Here is an 18,568-nt window from a genome sequence, read left to right as displayed (position 1 = left end):
CGGCGACCGCCGATCAGAGAACCGGCTTCTCCGTCACCAGCTTCGTCACGAAATCGAACAGCCCGTGCCGCCGGTCGCGGCGCAGGCGCTCGGCCTTGACGATGCTCTGCACGGCATCGAAGGCGACGGAGAGGTCGTCGTTGAGGATGACGTAGTCGTATTCGCGCCAGTGTTCGATCTCGGCGCGGGAATTGGCAAGGCGGGTCTGGATGACCTCCTCCGTGTCCTCCGCGCGGCGATGCAGGCGCGATTGCAGCTCGGTCATCGACGGCGGCAGGATGAAGATCGAGACGACGTCGGCCGGCATCTTCTCCTGGAGCTGCTGGGCGCCCTGCCAGTCGATGTCGAAGAGCATGTCGCGGCCGGCGGACATCGCCTCCTCCACCGGCTCGCGCGGCGTGCCGTAGAAATTGCCGTGCACCTCGGCCCATTCGAGCAGCGCGTCGCCGTCGCGCAGGCGCTCGAATTCCTTGTGGTTGATGAAGTGATAGTGCCGGCCGGCGATCTCGCTGGCGCGGCGCTGGCGCGTCGTGACGCTGACCGACAGGCTGAGGCGGGGATCGGCCTCCAGCAGGTTGCGCGCGATGGTCGACTTGCCCGCGCCCGACGGCGAGGAGATGACGAGCATGAGCCCGCGGCGCTCGATATGGATCTCTTTCGACGGTTCGGCCATGGCCTACTCCAAATTCTGGACCTGTTCCCTGAACTGGTCGATGACGACCTTCAGCTCGATGCCTGCAGCCGTTACAGCAGCAGCGTTCGACTTGGAACAGATCGTATTCGATTCCCGGTTAAATTCCTGTGCGAGAAAATCGAGCTTGCGGCCGATGGGGCCACCCGCGGCGATGAGCTCGCGCGCGGCCGCAACATGGGCCTTCAGGCGGTCGATCTCCTCGCGCAGGTCCGCCTTGGTGGCGAGCAGCGCCGCCTCCTGGTGCAGCCGGTCGCGGTCGAGCGCGCTCGCCCCCTGCAGCAGCAGGGCGACCTGCCCGGCCAGCCGCTCGGCGATTGCCGCGACGCTGCGCGAAGGGTCGGCCTCGACGATCTCCGTCAATGCCTCGATGCGGGCGACCTGGCCGAGCAGGATCCCGGCGAGCGCGCTGCCCTCCTTGCGCCGCATGTCGGCAAGACAGCGGACCGCCTCGGCAAAGCCCTCCCGGATGTCGCGATCCCGCGCCGCCCGCTCGTCCTCGCTTTCCTCCGCCTCGCGGAAGTCCACGATGCCGCGGACGGAGAGCAGCGTATCGAGCTTCACCGGAGCGGGATCGATGGTACCGGCAAGCTGGTCGCGCAGGGCAAGGACGGCCGCGAGCGCGCCCTGGTTCACGACGGCCTCGATATCCGCCTCGCTGACGCTGGTGGCAAGGCCGACCTGGAGATTGCCGCGCGAGAAGGCTTCGCCCGCAAGGCGCCGCACATCCGCCTCCAGCGCCTCGAAGCCGGGTGGCAGGCGCAGGCGCATGTCGAGCCCCTTGCCGTTCACCGAACGCAGTTCCCACGCCCAGCGGGTGCGTCCGCTGGTTCCCTCGACCCGCGCAAAACCGGTCATCGATTGCAATGTCATGTCAGCCTCCAGTGGCGGCCCGCCCGGGCGGGCCTGCCGGATACGCGCAGCGTACCCGGTATTGGGTATCCAAAGTGAAACAGTTTCCCGGCCTTGAAAACCGGCAAGCGGGCGGAAGCGGCCGCGATCCACATCAAAGGTGGCGCAGATACGAAAAGGCCCCGGAAAACCGGGGCCTCCTGCGAAATCCCGCCCTTACTGGGCGGTGGTCGTGCCTTGCGTCTCCTTGGCGGCGTCGGCCGCCTTCTCTGCCTCCAGCTTGCGCCAGCGCCGGACATTCTGGTTGTGCTCGTCCAGCGTCTCGGCGAAAACATGCCCGCCGGTGCCGTCGGCGACGAAGTAAAGGTCCGCCGTGCGCGAGGGGTTGGCGACGGCTTCCAGCGCCGCACGGCCGGGATTGGCGATCGGCGTTGGCGGCAGGCCCTTGATGATATAGGTGTTGAACGGCGTCTTCTTCTCGAGGTCCGACTGGAAGATCGGACGGTCGGCGGGCTTACCCTCGCCGCCGAACATGCCGTAGATGATCGTCGGGTCCGACTGCAGGCGCATGCCCTTTTCGAGACGGTTGAGGAACACCGAGGCCACGCGCGAGCGCTCGTCGGCCCGGCCGGTTTCCTTCTCGACGATGGAGGCGAGCGTGACGAATTCCTCGCGGGTGGTGATCGGCAGATTGTCGTCGCGGCGGTCCCAGATCTGGTCGATCAGCGCCTTCTGCGCGTCGAGCATCTGGTGCAGGATATCGGCGCGCTTCGTGCCGCGCGAGAACTTGTAGGTGTCCGTCATCAGCGAGCCTTCCGGCGGCAGCTCGGCCGGCAGGTCGCCTTCCAGCACCGGATCCTCCGCAAGACGCTTGAACACCTGCTTGACCGTCAGGCCTTCCGGCACGGAGACGCTGTAGAGGATCGACTTGCCGGATTTCAGCAGCTCGACGATCTCGCGCATGGAGGCGCCGGCCTTGATCTCGTATTCGCCGGCCTTCAGCGTCTCGCCGTCGAGATAGACGCGCGAGAGCACGCGGAAGACGCGGCTGTCGCTGATGATGTTGTTGCGTTCGAGGTTGGCGGCGATCTCGTTGGTGCCGGCGCCGCCGCGAACGATGAAGTTCGTGTTGGCGGTCAGGGGACCGGCTTCCTCATAGCTCTTGATGCCGTAATAGAAGATGCCGACGCCGATGAGCGTGGCGAAGACGACCACGGTCATGACGAAATTCAGGAAGATGACGACCTGGCTGCGCGCCTTGCGCGACCGGCGGCGGCTCGGCGGTTCGGGCACCTGCTCGGGGCGCAGGGCCTCATTGGCGGACTTCGGAATGATGCGGGGCTGGCCGGAGGCCTCGCCGCGTCCGAATTGCGTCTCGCCGGAATCGTTCGTGTCGCTCACGGACTGTCCTCATGGGTTCGGGCATTGCTCGACGTCTTCCAGCAGAGCAATGCGGCAAAAGCGGGATCAAGCCGCTCTTCTCATTCGGTTGTGCGGGCGTGCCGGGACGACTTGGCGTCCCGGACGGGATCAGGCGTCGTAGCGCTTGAGAACCAGCGATGCATTCGTTCCGCCGAAGCCGAACGAGTTGGACAGCGCCACGTTGATCTCGCGCTTGCGGGCCTTGTGGGGCACCAGGTCGATCGCCGTCTCGACGTCGGGATTGTCGAGGTTGAGCGTCGGCGGCGCGATATTGTCACGGATCGCCAGCGCCGTGAAGATCGCCTCGACGGCACCGGCGGCACCCAGAAGGTGGCCGATGGCCGACTTGGTGGACGACATGGAGATACGGGAGGCCGCATCTCCGACGAGCCGCTCCACCGCGCCGAGCTCGATCGTGTCGGCCATGGTGGAGGTGCCGTGCGCATTGATATAGTCGACTTCGCTGGCCGGAATGCCGGCGCGCTTCAGCGCCATGGTCATGCAGCGGAAGGCGCCCTCGCCGTCCTCGGACGGCGCGGTGATGTGGAATGCGTCGCCCGAAAGGCCGTAGCCGACGACTTCGGCATAGATCTTCGCACCGCGCGCCTTGGCGTGCTCCAGCTCTTCGAGAACGACGACGCCGGCACCCTCGCCCATGACGAAGCCGTCGCGATCGCGGTCATAGGGACGCGACGCGGCGGTCGGGTCGTCGTTGCGGGCGGTGGACAGCGCCTTGCAGGCGGCAAAGCCGGCGAGCGAGATGCGGCAGATCGGCGATTCGGCGCCGCCGGCCACCATGACATCGGCATCGCCGAGCGCGATCAGCCGGCTGGCATCGCCGATGGCGTGGGCGCCGGTCGAGCAGGCCGTGACGACGGAATGGTTCGGGCCGCGCAGCTTGTGCTTGATCGAGACCTGGCCGGAGGCGAGATTGATCAGGCGGCCGGGAATGAAGAAGGGCGAGATGCGGCGCGGGCCCTTGTCGCGCAGCGTGTAGCCGGCCTCGACGATGCCCTCGAGGCCCCCGATGCCGGAGCCGATGAGCACGCCGGTCGCGATCTGGTCCTCGTCGGATTTCGGATGCCAGCCGGCGTCTTCGAGCGCCATGTCGGCGGCGGCGACGGCATAGGTGATGAACGGATCGACCTTGCGCTGTTCCTTGGGTTCCATCCACTGGTCGGCATTGTAGGTGCCGTCGGAACCGTCACCGAGCGGGATGGAGCAGGCGATCTTCGCGGGAAGGTCCTCGACCTCGAAGGCGGTTACCCTGGCGGCGGCGCTGCGGCCCTCCAGAAGCCGGCTCCAGGTCACTTCGGTGCCACAGCCAAGCGGGGATACCATGCCGGTACCCGTGATAACGACACGCCTCATCGTCCGTGATCCACCCTTATATTCTTATAATCCATTGCCTCGTGGAGAGGTGCGGCCTCCCGGACGGAGACCGGGACGGGCCGCCGCAGGGCGGCCCGCCGGCAATCGATCAGGCCTGGGCCTTCTCGATGAACTTGACGGCGTCGCCGACCGTCAGGATCGAGTCGGCGGCATCGTCCGGGATCTCGACGCCGAATTCTTCTTCGAACGCCATGACCAGTTCGACGGTGTCGAGCGAGTCCGCGCCAAGATCATCGATGAAGCTTGCGCCTTCGCTGACCTTATCGGCGTCAACGCCCAGATGATCAATGACAATTTTCTTTACGCGTTCTGCGATATCGCTCATGTCGGATTCCTCGACCTTTGTTTTTGATCGGCGCCTTTCACGGCACCGGACACTCAACACGCCCGATGTGCCTCAAGAACACATCCGGCAAACCCTTCAACCGGCAATGCGGGATCGACGATCCTTTTGCGTATCGCCCGATCGCTCAGGCTTTTGCCGGTCGACTGCTGGCAGTCATGGCCCGATTAACACGGTTTATGCCTGCCGCAAAGTGTGAAAATAGCCGGTGCGCCAGCGGTCAACATGCAATTTATGCTGTTTCGCCGGGCGCTTGGGCCAGCTTCAGATCATCGCCATGCCGCCGTTCACGTGCAGCGTCTGGCCCGTCATGTAGGATGCTTCCGAGGAAGCGAGGTAAGCGACGGCTGACGCGACTTCCGCGCCGGTGCCCATGCGCTTCATCGGGATCGCCCCCATGATGGCTTCCTTCTGCTTGTCGTTCAGCTTGCCCGTCATCGCGCTTTCGATGAAGCCGGGGGCGACGCAGTTGACCGTGACGTTGCGGGTCGCGATCTCCTGCGCCAGCGACTTGGTGAAGCCGATCATGCCGGCCTTGGAAGCGCAGTAGTTCGCCTGGCCCGGATTGCCGGTGACGCCGACGACCGAGGTGATGTTGATGATGCGGCCGTAGCGGCGGCGCATCATCGGATGGGTCAGCTCGCGCGTCAGGCGGAAGACGGCCGTCAGGTTCACTTCGAGGACGGCATCCCAGTCCTCGTCGCTCATGCGCACGAACAGGCCGTCCCTGGTGATGCCGGCATTGTTGACGAGGATGTCGACGCCGCCGAGCTCGGCTTCCGCCTTCTCGCCGAGCGCCTTGACCTCGGCGCGGTCGGAAAGGTTGGCCGGGAAGATGTGGACCCGCTCGCCGAGTTCGTTGGCGAGAGTTTCCAGCTTCTCGACACGGGTGCCGTGCAGGCCGACGATGGCGCCCTGGGCGTGGAGGACGCGGGCGATCTCCTCGCCGATGCCGCCGGATGCGCCGGTAACGAGGGCCTTGCGGCCGGTAAGATCAAGCATGGTTCCGTTCCTTTAAAGAGAGATCAGCCGATGAGCGCTGCAAGCGCGCTGTCGATATCGGCGGGGGTGTTGATAGCGATGCCGGTGACGGACTTGTCGATGCGGCGCGCAAGGCCGGTCAGCACCTTGCCGGAGCCGACTTCGTAGAGCGTCGTCACATCATTCTTTCCGAACCATTCGACCGTCTCGCGCCAGCGGACCTGGCCGGTGACCTGCTCGACGAGAAGCCTGACGATCTCCTCAGGATCGCTGACCGGCGCGGCGCGGACATTGGCGATGACCGGCACGACCGGGGCCTTGGCCATGACAGTGGCGAGCGCCTCGCGCATGGCGTCGGCGGCGGGCGCCATCAGGGCGGAATGGAAGGGGGCGGAGACGGAGAGCATCAGCGCGCGCTTGGCGCCCTTCTCCGTCGCGAGCCGGGCTGCGACCTCGACGGCCGGCTTGGAGCCGGAGATGACGAGCTGGCCACCGCCATTGTCGTTGGCGATCTGGCAGGCGCCGCCGGTGGAGGCTTCCCTGCAGATGGCTTCGACATCCGCCTGTTCCAGACCGATGATCGCGGCCATGGCACCCTCGCCGACCGGAACGGCCGATTGCATGGCGTTGCCGCGGATGCGCAGCAGGCGCGCGGTATCGGCCAGCGAGAAGGTGCCGGCGGCACAGAGCGCCGAATATTCGCCGAGCGAGTGGCCGGCGACGTAGGAGACCTGATCCTTCAGCGACAGGCCGCGCGCTTCCAGAACGCGCATGACGGCGATGGAAACGGCCATCAATGCCGGCTGGGCGTTGGCGGTCAGCGTCAGCGTTTCTTCCGGCCCCTCGAACATGATGGTGGAAAGCTTCTGGCCGAGGGCCTCGTCGACTTCGGCGAAAACGGCGCGCGCTTCCGGGAAGGCGTCCGCGAGATCCTTGCCCATGCCGACGGCCTGGCTGCCCTGGCCGGGGAAGGTGAATGCTACGCTCATAGGGGTTTCTCCCGTCTCATCTTTCCTTTTCCATTCACATTCCGGCCCCGCAAGTCAAGGCGTGGCGCCCGGACGGGTCCGCCTCAACCCGGCTTTCCGGGACGCTTCACACAGGGAATCGCGCCTTTCAGGCTTGCGCTTCGCCAGGAGCTGCCTACATTCGCGCCGTTTCCACCAAAGGATTTTCCCTCCCATGAAATACAATCCGCTCGGCCGGACCGGCATCAGCGTGTCGGAAATCTGCCTCGGCACGATGACCTGGGGCTCGCAGAACAGCGAACAGGACGCTGGGGACCAGCTCGATTATGCGCTTTCGCAGGGCGTCAACTTCATCGACACCGCCGAACTCTACCCGACCACGCCGCTTTCCCCCGAAACCTATGGCGACACGGAACGCTTCATCGGCAACTGGATGAAGACGCGCGGCAACCGCGACAGGATCGTGCTTGCCTCCAAGGTCGCCGGCCCCGGCCGTCCCTATATACGCGGCGGCGCGCCGATGAGCCGCTCGGGCATTCTCGAAGCGATCGACAACAGCCTCTCGCGCCTCAAGACCGACTATCTCGACCTCTACCAGCTCCACTGGCCGAACCGTGGCCACTACCATTTCCGCAATGCCTGGAGCTATGAGCCCTCGAAGCAGGACCGCGCGAAAGTCGCCGCCGAGCTTCTCGAAATCCTCGAAACGGTCGGCGAGCTCGTCAAGGCCGGCAAGGTGCGGGCGCTCGGCCTTTCCAACGACACGGCATGGGGCACGATGCAGCTCCTGAAGCTCGCGGAGGAAAAGGGCCTGCCGCGCGTCGCCTCGATCCAGAACGAGTACAACCTCCTCTACCGGACCTACGATCTCGACCTTGCGGAGGTTTCGCATCACGAGGAGATCGGGCTGCTGGCCTATTCGCCGCTCGCCGCCGGCCTTCTGACCGGCAAGTATCTCGACGGCGCGCGGCCGGAAGGCTCGCGCCTGACGAAGAACGGCGATCTCGGCGGCCGTTACCAGCCGCTGCAGGAGCCGGCGGTGCGCGCCTATGTGGAGCTTGCACGGGAGCACGGGCTCGATCCAGCCCAGATGGCCCTCGCCTTCTGCCTGACGCGGCCCTTCATGGCCTCCGTCATCATCGGCGCGACGACCATGGAGCAGTTGAAGACGGATATCGGGGCGAAGGACGTGGCGCTCTCCGCCGAGGTGATGAACGGCATCCGCCGCATCCACCGGCTCTATCCCGCGCCGATGTGACAAAAAACCCGCCGTTTCCGGCGGGTTTTCTTTGTCTGCCCTCAGCCCTTACGGGGTGGTCGTGGTCGCGCCACCGCCTTCGGCCGGCTGGCTGTTCAGCGGCTGGGTGCCGGTTTCCGCGCCACCCGTTGCGCCGCCGGTCGCCGTGCCGCCCGCCGGGGCGCTTTCCGGCGTCCCGATGGCCGAGGTGTTGGCGTTCGTATCGACGCCGCCACCCGGCGTTCCGCTGCCGACGAAATAGAATATGCCCACGGCGACGAGGACAGCGATGATCACCGCCACGGCCCAGCCGCCGGTGCCGCTACCGCGGTTGGTTGCATTGACCACCGTCGGGCCGCGCTCTTCCGGGGGACGATTGACAAGGTTGGGATCCTGCATGTCTGTCACTCCATCTGGTTGGGTCGGGCTGAACAACGCGCCATGTCCGTTTTTGTTCCCCGGCCGTCGCAGAACGGGACAATGCGCCCGCGGGCCTTGCATTCCCGCGAAAAATGCGTATAAGCGCGCTGTTCAAAACACCCGGGTCACCGGCTGGTGGCTGAACGGAGGGCCGGCATGTCGCAAGATCTGCCGTTTGGGGCCAAGGGCTCCGGCCTCCCGTGTCTCCGCTCTCGACCGTCTGGATGATACGCTTTTCTTGCTTCGGGCTATACGCCCCTGAGAACTGTCGTTGAGGCTTGGCGCCGGTTTCGGGTGTAGTTTAACGCAAGAAAGGCAAAGCCAAATGGCTCTTTACGAACATGTATTCCTGGCCCGCCAGGACGTGTCCGCCCAGCAGGTCGACGCTCTCGTCGAACAGTACAAGGGCGTGATCGAAGCACACGGCGGCAAGGTCGGCCGTGTCGAGAACTGGGGCCTCAAGTCCCTCACCTATCGCATCAAGAAGAACCGCAAGGCCCACTACGCCCTGATGGACATCGATGCCCCGGCCGCCGCCATCCACGAGATGGAACGCCAGATGCGCATCAACGAAGACGTTCTTCGCTACATGACCATCGCCGTCGAAGCCCACGAAGAAGGCCCGTCCGCGATGATGCAGAAGCGCGACCGCGACGACCGTCCGCGCCGCGATGGCGACGACCGCGGCCCGCGCCGTGACTTCGGCGACCGTCCGCGCCGCGACTTCGGCGACCGCCCGCCGCGCCGCGACGGCGACCGTCCGGCCCGCGAAGCGTAATCGAAGCAGAAGGAGACTAAGACAATGGCTGATATTTCTTCCGCTCCGGCACGCCGTCCGTTCCACCGCCGCCGCAAGACCTGCCCCTTCTCGGGCGCCAACGCTCCGAAGATCGACTACAAGGACGTCCGTCTTCTGTCGCGTTACATCTCCGAGCGCGGCAAGATCGTTCCGTCCCGCATCACGGCCGTTTCCCAGAAGAAGCAGCGCGAACTCGCCAAGGCGATCAAGCGCGCCCGCTTCCTCGGCCTGCTGCCCTACGTCGTAGCGTAATCACGCTTTCCTCCCGGCCGGCCTTCGCCGCGCCGGGACGGACGATACCGGGGAAGACGGCCCTGCCGCCTTCCCCTCTCCCTTCCGCGATGGGCGCGGATCGGAACCGCCGGCCTCGGCCCTCAACGGGCAAGGCCAGATCCCATGTTGGGGAGCCGGTCCTTTCGGGCACTCCTCTAACTGTCTGACCGGACAGGACAGCGACGTGAAGAACCTGACGCCTGCCTCGATTGCGACCGGCCTCGTTGCCGGTGTGACCGCCGCTCTGCTTTCGCTGAGCGCGAATGCGCAGTCGTCGCTCGCCATCGTGCTCTATGCCGCGTCCGCCCTTCCCATCCTGATCGCCGGCCTCGGCTGGGGCAATGCCAGCGCCTTCATCGCCGTCGTCGCCGGCGGCGTGACCGCCTCCGCGCTGGTCTCCTCGCATTTCGCCGCGCTGATCGTCATCATCACGCTCATTCCGGCCGGCTGGCTCAGCAACCTTGCGAACCTCGCCCGCCCCGCCTCCGAACTCGGCGGCCCGGAAGACGCGCTCGCCTGGTATCCGCTGTCCAACATCCTCGCCCATCTCGCCGTGATGGTGACGCTCGGCATGATCGCCGTCGGCGCGATCGTCGGCTATGACAGCGAGATGGCCGGCAAGCTGGTCGACATCGTCATCGAGACGCTGAAGGCGCAGGAACCGCTCTACAATCCGGACGCTGCCGCCGTCGCGCAGATGAAGTCGATCTTCGCGCTGGCGCTGCCGCTGGTGCAGGGCGCGCTGTGGGTGTTCCTGCTCTTTGCCGCCTACTATGTCGCAAGCTTCATCGTGCGCCTTTCCGGCAAGGGCCTGCGCCCGCGCGAGGACATGCCCTCGACGCTGCGCATGCACCGCAATGCGATCTTCATCTTCCTCGCCGGCCTCGCCCTCGCCTTCGTGGGCGGCGTTCCGGCGATCATCGGCGCGCTCGTCTGCGGCACCTTCGGGGCCGGCTTCGTGCTCGCCGGCTTCGCGAGCCTGCATTTCAGGACGCGCGGCAAGCCGTGGCGGCTGATTGCCCTGTGGTTCGCCTATCTCTCGGTATTGCTCTTCACGATACCGGTCTTCGCCATCCTCGTCCTCGGCCTGATGGACACGCGGCGCACCATAGCGCTGACGCCCACCGGCCCGGCGAGCCAGAAAAACCAGAATACCTGAACTCAAGAAAGGAACTCGAAATGGATGTCATCCTCCTCGAACGCATCGCCAAGCTCGGCCAGATGGGCGAGACCGTAAAGGTCCGCGACGGCTTTGCCCGCAACTACCTGCTGCCGCTCGGCAAGGCGCTGCGCGCCAACGAAGCCAACAAGAAGCGCTTCGAATCCGAACGTGCGACGCTCGAAGCCCGCAACCTCGAGCGCAAGTCGGAAGCCCAGAAGGTTGCCGAACAGCTCGACGGCAAGTCCTTCGTCATGGTCCGCTCCGCCGGCGAAACCGGCCAGCTCTACGGTTCGGTCGCTGCCCGCGACATCATCGAAGCCCTCTCCGCCGAAGGCTTCAACATCGGCCGCAACCAGGTCGAGCTCAACACCCCGATCAAGGCGATCGGCCTGCACAAGGTCGTCCTGCACCTGCACGCCGAAGTCGAGATCGCCATCGAGCTCAACGTCGCCCGTTCGGCCGACGAAGCCGAGCGCCAGGCCAAGGGCGAAAGCCTCACCTCGGCCGACGCCATCTACGGTGTCGACGAAGACGCCCTGAAGCCGGAAGACTTCTTCGATCCGGAAGCCGACCAGGACGGCGAAGAAGAATAATCAGCGAATGAGCCGGCTTCCGCCGGCTCATTTGTTTCGGGCGGATACGCTCTTGCGACGGGCCGGCATTGCCGGCCCGCTACATTTGCAAAGAGGCAAAAAAATACGGGTTGAAATCCCGTGTTTTCCGTCAATATTTATATTCCGTTAGACTGGATTGGCGGTCGGGCCGCTCCCCAGGCCGGTTTCCGACCAGACCCGTTCCGCCAGATATTTTAAGCGTGACGGAGTTTAGCGAATGAAATTCATTGTACAGGCTCTCGTTTCCCGCCTTATCGAGACCGGAAACCTGACGATCACCTACCCCGACGGAACCAGCCAGACCTATGGCGACGGCACCGGCAATCCCGTCCACATGCGCATCAATACCAGGAAGGCCCTCTGGGGGCTCGGCATCGATCCCGCCTATTACCTCGGCCATTGTTACGGCACGGGGGAGATCGATCTTCTCCAGGGCGACATGTACGGGCTGCTCAAGGCGGTCTTCACCGGCAATCCGGACTTCAAGTATTACGACACCGGCTGGAACCGCTTCCTCGAGCGCTTCCGCTATCTCTTCCGCTGGGCGCGGGAGAAGAACAGCATCGTTCGCTCGCGCAAGAACGTGCAGCACCATTACGACCTCACCGGCGCGCTCTACGACCTCTTCCTCGATCAGGACAGGCAATATTCCTGCGCCTATTTCGAGCGGCCGGACCAGACGCTGGACGACGCGCAGCTCGCCAAGAAGCGCCACATCGCCGCCAAGCTCAGCATCAACCGTCCGGGACAGAACGTGCTCGACATCGGCTGCGGCTGGGGCGGCATGGCGCTCTACCTCGCCCGCCAGGTCGGCGCCAAGGTGACGGGCGTCACGCTCTCCGACGAGCAGCACGCCATCGCCGTCAAGCGCGCGAGCGATGCCGGCCTTTCCGACGAGGTGAAGTTCCTGCTGCAGGACTACCGCAACACGGAAGGGCCCTTCGACCGCATCGTCTCCGTCGGCATGTTCGAGCATGTCGGCCGGCCGAACTACCTCACCTTCTTCAGGAAGAGCGCCTCGCTCCTCAAGCGCGACGGGGTGATGCTGCTGCACACGATCGGCCGCACCGACCAGCCGACCGCCAACAATCCGTTCATCGAGAAGTACATCTTCCCCGGCGGCTATATCCCCGCGCTTTCCGAGGTGATGCAGGCGGTGGAGAAGAGCGGGCTTGCCGTGACGGATGTCGAGATCCTGCGGCTGCACTATGCCGAGACGCTGCGGCACTGGCGCGAGCGCTTCATGGCGCGGCGCGAGGAGGCCAAGGCGATCTACGACGAGAAGTTCTGCCGCATCTGGGAGTTCTACCTCGCCGCCTCCGAAAGCGCGTTCCGCTGGCAGAACCTCGTGGTCTTCCAGCTCCAGCTCGCGCATGACCAGGAGGCCGTGCCGCTCACCCGCGAATATATCGGACGCGGCGAGGATTGCCTGAAGGCACATGAGGCAAATCCGAAGGGCGAGCGCCGCGGCGCCCGGCAGTTCCCGCAGGAGGCATCGTTGTAGATTCGCCCCAGTCAAACCGGAAGGTGGCAGGCCCGGAAGATTCCGGCTTGCCGCCTTCGGCGCGCCTGTGGAAAAGTCTAACACCGGGCCTAAAGGACGCGGCAGGAGCGCACGCGGCCGGAACCGCTTGACCCTTGGCTCCAAAGGACCCAAACCACGGGGCTTCAGGCAACAGGGACGGGAGATTCGGGACGATGAACGATGCCGTGCGCAAGTTGAGCGGGGCCGGTCGCGACGTACCGGAGGCGCATCACCGCGAGGCGCCGAACAACGTCGAGGCGGAACAGGCGCTGCTCGGCGCGATCCTCGTCAACAACGACGCCTATTACCGCGTCTCCGACTTCCTCAAGCCGATCCATTTCTACGAACCCCTGCATCGCAAGATCTACGAGCTTGCCGGCGACACGATCCGCATGGGCAAGATCGCGACGACGATCACGCTGAAGACCCACCTTCCGGCGGACGGCAAGGTCGGCGACCTGACGATCCCGCAATATCTCGCCCGCCTTGCCGCCGAGGCCGTGACCATCATCAACGCGGAAGACTACGGCCGGGCGATCTATGACCTGGCGCTCCGCCGCTCGCTGATCACCATCGGCGAGGACATGGTCAACATCGCCTATGACGCGCCGCTCGACATGCCGCCGCAGAACCAGATCGAGGACGCCGAGCGCCGCCTCTTCGAACTGGCCGAGACCGGCCGCTACGATGGCGGCTTCCAGTCGTTCAACGACGCGGTGGCGCAGGCCATCGACATGGCGGGCGCGGCCTTCGAGCGCGACGGCTCGCTGTCGGGCATCTCCACCGGCATCCACTCGCTCGATGCCCGCATGGGCGGCCTGCAGCGGTCGGACCTTATCGTGCTCGCCGGCCGTCCCGGCATGGGCAAGACCTCGCTTGCCACCAACATCGCCTACAATATCGCGGCCTCCTACGAGCCGGAGGTCCAGGCGGACGGCTCGTTCAAGGCGAAGAACGGCGGCGTCGTCGGCTTCTACTCGCTCGAAATGTCCTCCGAGCAGCTCGCCACCCGTATCATTTCGGAACAGACGGAAGTCTCCTCCTCGAAGATCCGCCGCGGCGACATTTCCGAGGCCGATTTCGAAAAGCTCGTCGCCTGCTCGCAGATGATGCAGAAGGTGCCGCTCTATATCGACCAGACGGGCGGCATCTCCATCGCCCAGCTTTCCGCCCGCGCCCGCCGCCTGAAGCGCCAGCGCGGCCTCGACTGCCTCGTGGTCGACTATATCCAGCTCATGACCGGCTCGGGCAAGTCGAGCGACAACCGCGTGCAGGAGATTACCCAGATCACGACGGGTCTCAAGGCGCTCGGCAAGGAGCTGAACGTTCCGATCATCGCCCTCTCCCAGCTCTCCCGTCAGGTGGAAAGCCGCGAGGACAAGCGCCCGCAGCTCTCCGACCTTCGCGAATCGGGCTCCATCGAGCAGGACGCCGACGTGGTGCTCTTCGTGTTCCGCGAGGAATACTATGTGAAGAACCTCGAGCCACGCGACGAGTTCGACCCGAAATACGAAGAATGGAAGATGCAGTTCGAGAAGGTGAAAGGCACCGCGGACGTCATCATCGCCAAGCAGCGTCACGGACCCACCGGCACGGTGAAGCTCGCCTTCCAGTCGGAATACACCCGCTTTACCGATCTCGCCGACCCGTCCTTCACCCAGTACGAGCACTGAGGGAAATCGTGGGGCCTTCGCCGCCTCACTTCTTCTGAAAGGCCGGCGCCTTGCAGTAGTCAGCGACGATGGCGAGGGCGCGTTTGCCGCGCGCCTTCTGGTCAGCGTCCGTCATCGGCAGGTCGAGGCGGTTGGCGCAGGTCTCGTCCGCGCCGGTGCTGTCGCCGGCAAGCGACATCCGGCTCGAACAGTAGAGCCCCTCCCCCATCAGCACGACCTGCTCGGCCCCCGGGGCGTCGAGGGGAAGCGGGTTGGTCTCCGCGATCATGTCGTCGACGGAGGCATAGGCCGTGACGGCGGTGACGCGGCCGAGATCGACGAGGCCGAGGGTCAGCGTCGCCCATTTGTCGGGAAACTGGAGGGCGGAGATCGTCCGCGCCCGGCACGGCGCGCCGGAGACTTCAAGCCGCGTCACCAGCCGCGGCGCATCGGGATTTTCGACGATCGAGTAATAGATGTCGGCGCCCTTGTCGCGCTCTGGTTCCGCCCCGTCCTGGGCAAGGCCGAGCAGCACGGCATGCACCTCGCGCATTTCAGCGTCGGTCGGCGGGGATGCCGCGGCGACCGACGCCGGAAAGGCAAAGGTGATCGCCCCCAAGGTCGTTGCCACTCTGCGCCACATGCTGTTTCCCCTTTTGGTGGCGCACCATAAAGAGCGCCTTTTGCACCGGCAATGACGCGCTCCGGCATATTGCCGCCATGGTCAACAGGCTGTATTCAGAACCATGAGCCCGCACCATTTTCACGCACGTTCCACCCTGCCTGTCGCCGGCGAGGATCATGCCCGCCTGACGATCGACCTTTCGGCGCTCGCCGACAACTGGCGCGCCATGGCGCGGCGCTCCGGCGCGGCACGCACGGCGGCCGTGCTGAAGGCCGACGGCTACGGCATCGGGCTGGAGCATGCCGGCCGGACCTTCCATCACGCGGGCGCCCGCGACTTCTTCGTCGCCACCCCGGCGGAAGGCGCGGCGCTGCGCGCCATCCTGCCGGATGTCCGTATCTACGTCCTCTCCGGCATGTGGGCCGGCTCGGAACGCCTGTTCTTCGAATTCGACCTCGTGCCCGTCATCGTCTCGGAAGAACAGCTCGTCGTCTTCATGGCGGCGGTTTCCGACGGGCGCGACCATCCCTGCGTGCTGCATGTCGATACGGGCATGAACCGGCTCGGCCTTCGGGTCGAGGATGCGCTGGCGCTGGCGGGCGATGCCGCGCGGCCGGCGAGCTTCGCGCCGATCATGCTGCTGAGCCACCTTGCCTGCGCCGACGAGCCGGCCCATCCGCTCAACCGCCAGCAGCTGCAAAGGTTCCGCAGCGTCGTCGAGGCCTTCGACGACATCGACGCCAGCCTTGCCAATTCGGCCGGCATCTTCCTCGGCGAGGACTATCACTTCACCCTCACCCGCCCCGGCATCGCGCTCTATGGCGGCAGCGCCGTCAACGGCGTCGACAACCCGATGAAACCGGTCGTCACCGCCGAGGCGCGCATCCTCCAGGTGCGCGAGGCGAAGGCCGGCGAGAGCGTCAGCTACGGCGCGACGCCGCTGGCCCGCGACAGCCGCATCGCCATCGCCGCCATCGGCTATGCGGACGGCTACATGCGCACGCTCGGCGCCGGCGTGCCGCTGCGCGCGGCCGGCATTCCCGCCGCAAGCGGCGTGTTGCACGGGCGCACCGTACCGCTGATCGGCCGCGTCACCATGGACCTCACCCATTTCGACGTCACCGACCTGCCGCCCGGCAGCGTGCGGGCCGGCGACTTCATCGAGCTCTTCGGCCGCGCCATGCCGATCCAGGACGTCGCGCGCGCCGCCGGCACCGTCGACTACGAACTTCTCACCAGCCTCGGAAACCGCTACGAACGACGCTACGAGACCGTGAAAAAATAGGACACGTTCCCGTTTTGTGCTATGGGCTTGCGGACGATTCCCATGTCAGGCACCAGAAGCGAGATCCGATGGCGAAAGCCCGTACCCAATTCGTCTGCCAGAACTGCGGCACCGCGCATTCCCGCTGGGTCGGGAAATGCGAGGGCTGCGGCGAATGGAACACCGTGGTCGAGGAAGACCCGATGGGCGGCATCGGCGCCGGCCCCGGCAAGGTGCCGAAGAAGGGCCGCCCCGTCGCGCTCACCACGCTTTCCGGCGAGACGGAGGAAGCCCCGCGCATCCACACCGGCATCGCCGAGCTCGACCGGGCGACCGGCGGCGGCTTCGTGCGCGGCTCGGCGGTGCTGATCGGCGGGGATCCCGGCATCGGCAAGTCGACGCTGCTGATGCAGTCCGCCGCCGCCCTCTCGCGGCAGGGACACCGCATCATCTATGTCTCGGGCGAAGAGGCCGTCGCGCAGGTGCGCCTTCGCGCCCAGCGCCTGCATGCGCACGAAACGGACGTGCTGCTCGCCGCCGAGACCAATGTAGAGGACATCCTTGCCACCGTCGGCGAAGGCAAGCGGCCGGACCTCGTCATCATCGATTCGATCCAGACGCTGTGGAGCGACACGGCCGAGGCCGCGCCCGGCACGGTGACGCAGGTCAGGACCGGCGTGCAGGCGATGATCCGCTTCGCCAAGCAGACGGGCGCGGCCATGGTGCTGGTCGGCCATGTCACCAAGGAGGGCCAGATCGCCGGCCCCCGCGTCGTCGAGCACATGGTCGACGCCGTGCTCTATTTCGAGGGCGACCGCGGCCATCACTACCGCATCCTGCGCACGGTGAAGAACCGCTTCGGCCCGACGGACGAGATCGGCGTCTTCGAAATGTCCGACCGGGGGCTGCGCGAAGTCTCCAACCCGTCGGAACTCTTCCTCGGCGAGCGCAATGCGAAATCGCCGGGCGCGGCCGTCTTCGCCGGCATGGAGGGCACGCGGCCGGTGCTGGTCGAGGTGCAGGCGCTCGTCGCTCCCACCTCGCTCGGCACGCCGCGCCGGGCCGTCGTCGGCTGGGATTCGGCGCGGCTCTCGATGATCCTCGCGGTGCTGGAGGCCCATTGCGGCGTCAGGCTCGGCCAGCACGACGTCTACCTGAACGTCGCTGGCGGCTACCGCATCTCGGAGCCGGCGGCGGACCTTGCCGTCGCCTCCGCGCTCGTTTCCTCGCTTGCCGGACTTGCCCTTCCCGCCGATTGCGTCTATTTCGGCGAAGTCAGCCTGTCGGGCGCCATTCGTCCGGTTGCGCACACCGCCCAGCGCCTTAAAGAGGCCGAAAAGCTGGGTTTTTCGCAGGCCGTGCTGCCCGCCGGTTCCGCCGATCTGCCCAAGGGGGCCGGTGGCCGCTGGAGCGAGATCGAAAGCCTGCCGGATCTGGTGGCGCGCATTGCCGGATCGAAGAACGCCCTCAAGCGGGAAGACGAGGACGTCTGACGCCCTCCGGCGAAAGAGAAAGCCCTGTGGGAAACATGGCTTCATGTGTGTCGAACCGGGACGGCGACGGCGCCTTCCGCTAAGTTAGCCCCCGCATGGGGGCATGGGGCCCGGCGACATTTCGGGTTTGGAGTAGGACGAACATGCCCATCACAATTCTCGACGGTATCGTCATCGGCGTTGCCCTGTTCTCCGCCGTTCTGGCGATGGTGCGCGGCTTCTCGCGCGAAGTGCTCTCCGTCGCAAGCTGGGTGGGCGCCGCCGCGGCCGCCTACTTCTTCTATCCGGTGCTGGTTCCCTATGCGAAGAACTACACGACGAGCGACACGGTCGCGCTGGCGGGCTCGGCCGGCGTCGTCTTCCTCATCGCGCTCATCGTGATCTCCTTCATCACCATGCGCATCGCCGACTTCATCATCGACAGCCGCATCGGCGCGCTGGACCGCACGCTCGGCTTCCTGTTCGGCGCGGCCCGCGGCATCCTGCTCGTCGTCGTCGCCATGCTGTTCTTCAACTGGCTGGTCGCGCCGCAGCAGCAGCCGGTCTGGGTCACCACCGCCAAGTCGAAGCCGCTGCTCGACAATCTCGGCTCGCGCCTCGTGGCGCTGCTGCCGGAAGACGCCGACGCGACGATCCTCGACCGCCTGCGCGGCAAGAAGACCGAGGGCGAAGGCGGCGCGGAAGACCCGGACGGCACGACCGGCGGCGGCACCAACCCGGCACCCGCCGAAGACACGCCCGCCACGAACGGATAAACACCAGGGGGAGCCGCCGCTCGCGAGAATTGACGAAGGCAGGCTCCCCGATTTTTTGGTAGGATAGACAATCGCCACTGACGCTTCCGGGCCTCGGTGG

Annotated in this window: 19 protein-coding genes; 10 read left to right on the top strand and 9 right to left on the bottom strand. The window is 65.7% G+C overall.

Translation table 11 applies throughout. From position 1 onward, the window contains the following. Positions 1 to 13 precede the first annotated feature (13 nt). From gmk to fabD, 7 genes are all read right to left on the bottom strand, one after another. Complete coding sequence (gene gmk, locus ACZ1A1_RS19325) at positions 14 to 673, bottom strand: guanylate kinase (protein ID WP_313195773.1); 660 nt, start codon at positions 671 to 673, stop codon at positions 14 to 16. 3 nt (positions 674 to 676) lie between these two features. Continuing rightward, complete coding sequence (locus tag ACZ1A1_RS19320; RefSeq protein WP_463621191.1) at positions 677 to 1,564, bottom strand: YicC/YloC family endoribonuclease; 888 nt, start codon at positions 1,562 to 1,564, stop codon at positions 677 to 679. A gap of 195 nt (positions 1,565 to 1,759) precedes the next feature. Then, positions 1,760 to 2,944 carry an endolytic transglycosylase MltG gene (mltG, locus tag ACZ1A1_RS19315; RefSeq protein WP_463621189.1) on the bottom strand — a complete coding sequence of 395 codons (1,185 nt, stop codon included), beginning with the start codon at positions 2,942 to 2,944 and terminating at the stop codon, positions 1,760 to 1,762. A gap of 129 nt (positions 2,945 to 3,073) precedes the next feature. Further along, complete coding sequence (gene fabF / locus ACZ1A1_RS19310) at positions 3,074 to 4,336, bottom strand: beta-ketoacyl-ACP synthase II (RefSeq protein WP_463621188.1); 1,263 nt, start codon at positions 4,334 to 4,336, stop codon at positions 3,074 to 3,076. A gap of 109 nt (positions 4,337 to 4,445) precedes the next feature. Continuing rightward, positions 4,446 to 4,682 (bottom strand): acyl carrier protein, encoded by a 237-nt coding sequence (locus tag ACZ1A1_RS19305; protein ID WP_097139127.1) that lies wholly within the window; start codon positions 4,680 to 4,682, stop codon positions 4,446 to 4,448. A 282-nt stretch (positions 4,683 to 4,964) separates the two neighbouring features. Next, complete coding sequence (gene fabG / locus ACZ1A1_RS19300; protein ID WP_415211992.1) at positions 4,965 to 5,702, bottom strand: 3-oxoacyl-[acyl-carrier-protein] reductase; 738 nt, start codon at positions 5,700 to 5,702, stop codon at positions 4,965 to 4,967. Between the two features lie 23 nt (positions 5,703 to 5,725). Next, positions 5,726 to 6,670, bottom strand: coding sequence for an ACP S-malonyltransferase (gene fabD / locus ACZ1A1_RS19295; RefSeq protein WP_463621187.1), 945 nt, complete (start codon positions 6,668 to 6,670; stop codon positions 5,726 to 5,728). Positions 6,671 to 6,863: 193 nt separating this feature from the next. Here fabD and ACZ1A1_RS19290 point away from each other — a divergent pair, with 193 nt between their 5' ends. After that, a complete protein-coding gene (locus ACZ1A1_RS19290) occupies positions 6,864 to 7,907 on the top strand; it encodes an aldo/keto reductase (protein WP_463621186.1) in 1,044 nt (347 codons plus the stop codon). Between the two features lie 48 nt (positions 7,908 to 7,955). Here the strand turns inward: ACZ1A1_RS19290 and ACZ1A1_RS19285 are convergent, their stop codons facing one another. After that, positions 7,956 to 8,285, bottom strand: coding sequence for a hypothetical protein (locus ACZ1A1_RS19285; RefSeq protein ID WP_313195780.1), 330 nt, complete (start codon positions 8,283 to 8,285; stop codon positions 7,956 to 7,958). A 346-nt stretch (positions 8,286 to 8,631) separates the two neighbouring features. Here ACZ1A1_RS19285 and rpsF point away from each other — a divergent pair, with 346 nt between their 5' ends. The 6 genes from rpsF to ACZ1A1_RS19255 all read left to right on the top strand — a co-directional run bounded on the left by rpsF (position 8,632) and on the right by ACZ1A1_RS19255 (position 14,352). Beyond that, positions 8,632 to 9,084, top strand: a complete 453-nt coding sequence (rpsF, locus tag ACZ1A1_RS19280; RefSeq protein WP_119259144.1) for a 30S ribosomal protein S6 — start codon at positions 8,632 to 8,634, stop codon at positions 9,082 to 9,084. A gap of 24 nt (positions 9,085 to 9,108) precedes the next feature. Next, a complete protein-coding gene (gene rpsR, locus ACZ1A1_RS19275; protein WP_097139135.1) occupies positions 9,109 to 9,357 on the top strand; it encodes a 30S ribosomal protein S18 in 249 nt (82 codons plus the stop codon). A 205-nt stretch (positions 9,358 to 9,562) separates the two neighbouring features. After that, positions 9,563 to 10,537, top strand: a complete 975-nt coding sequence (locus ACZ1A1_RS19270; RefSeq protein ID WP_463621185.1) for a YybS family protein — start codon at positions 9,563 to 9,565, stop codon at positions 10,535 to 10,537. Between the two features lie 20 nt (positions 10,538 to 10,557). Then, positions 10,558 to 11,133, top strand: a complete 576-nt coding sequence (rplI, locus tag ACZ1A1_RS19265; RefSeq protein WP_313195782.1) for a 50S ribosomal protein L9 — start codon at positions 10,558 to 10,560, stop codon at positions 11,131 to 11,133. A 238-nt stretch (positions 11,134 to 11,371) separates the two neighbouring features. Further along, a complete protein-coding gene (locus ACZ1A1_RS19260; protein WP_313195783.1) occupies positions 11,372 to 12,658 on the top strand; it encodes a cyclopropane-fatty-acyl-phospholipid synthase family protein in 1,287 nt (428 codons plus the stop codon). Between the two features lie 194 nt (positions 12,659 to 12,852). Then, positions 12,853 to 14,352: a replicative DNA helicase gene (locus ACZ1A1_RS19255; RefSeq protein ID WP_313195784.1), complete on the top strand. Its 1,500-nt coding sequence runs from the start codon at positions 12,853 to 12,855 to the stop codon at positions 14,350 to 14,352. A 25-nt stretch (positions 14,353 to 14,377) separates the two neighbouring features. Here ACZ1A1_RS19255 and ACZ1A1_RS19250 read toward each other — a convergent pair whose 3' ends face one another. Continuing rightward, on the bottom strand, positions 14,378 to 14,974 hold the full coding sequence (locus tag ACZ1A1_RS19250) for a hypothetical protein (RefSeq protein WP_463621183.1): 597 nt from the start codon (positions 14,972 to 14,974) through the stop codon (positions 14,378 to 14,380). A gap of 103 nt (positions 14,975 to 15,077) precedes the next feature. Here ACZ1A1_RS19250 and alr point away from each other — a divergent pair, with 103 nt between their 5' ends. The 3 genes from alr (at position 15,078) to ACZ1A1_RS19235 (ending at position 18,468) form a co-directional block, all read left to right on the top strand. Next, a complete protein-coding gene (gene alr, locus ACZ1A1_RS19245; protein ID WP_463621181.1) occupies positions 15,078 to 16,241 on the top strand; it encodes an alanine racemase in 1,164 nt (387 codons plus the stop codon). A gap of 68 nt (positions 16,242 to 16,309) precedes the next feature. Continuing rightward, complete coding sequence (gene radA / locus ACZ1A1_RS19240; protein ID WP_119259137.1) at positions 16,310 to 17,713, top strand: DNA repair protein RadA; 1,404 nt, start codon at positions 16,310 to 16,312, stop codon at positions 17,711 to 17,713. A gap of 143 nt (positions 17,714 to 17,856) precedes the next feature. Next, complete coding sequence (locus tag ACZ1A1_RS19235; protein WP_463621179.1) at positions 17,857 to 18,468, top strand: CvpA family protein; 612 nt, start codon at positions 17,857 to 17,859, stop codon at positions 18,466 to 18,468. Positions 18,469 to 18,568 lie beyond the last annotated feature (100 nt).

It is taken from the genome of Shinella sp. R2-11, from assembly GCF_055330205.1.
This window is presented reverse-complemented; position numbering and strand designations above follow the sequence as displayed.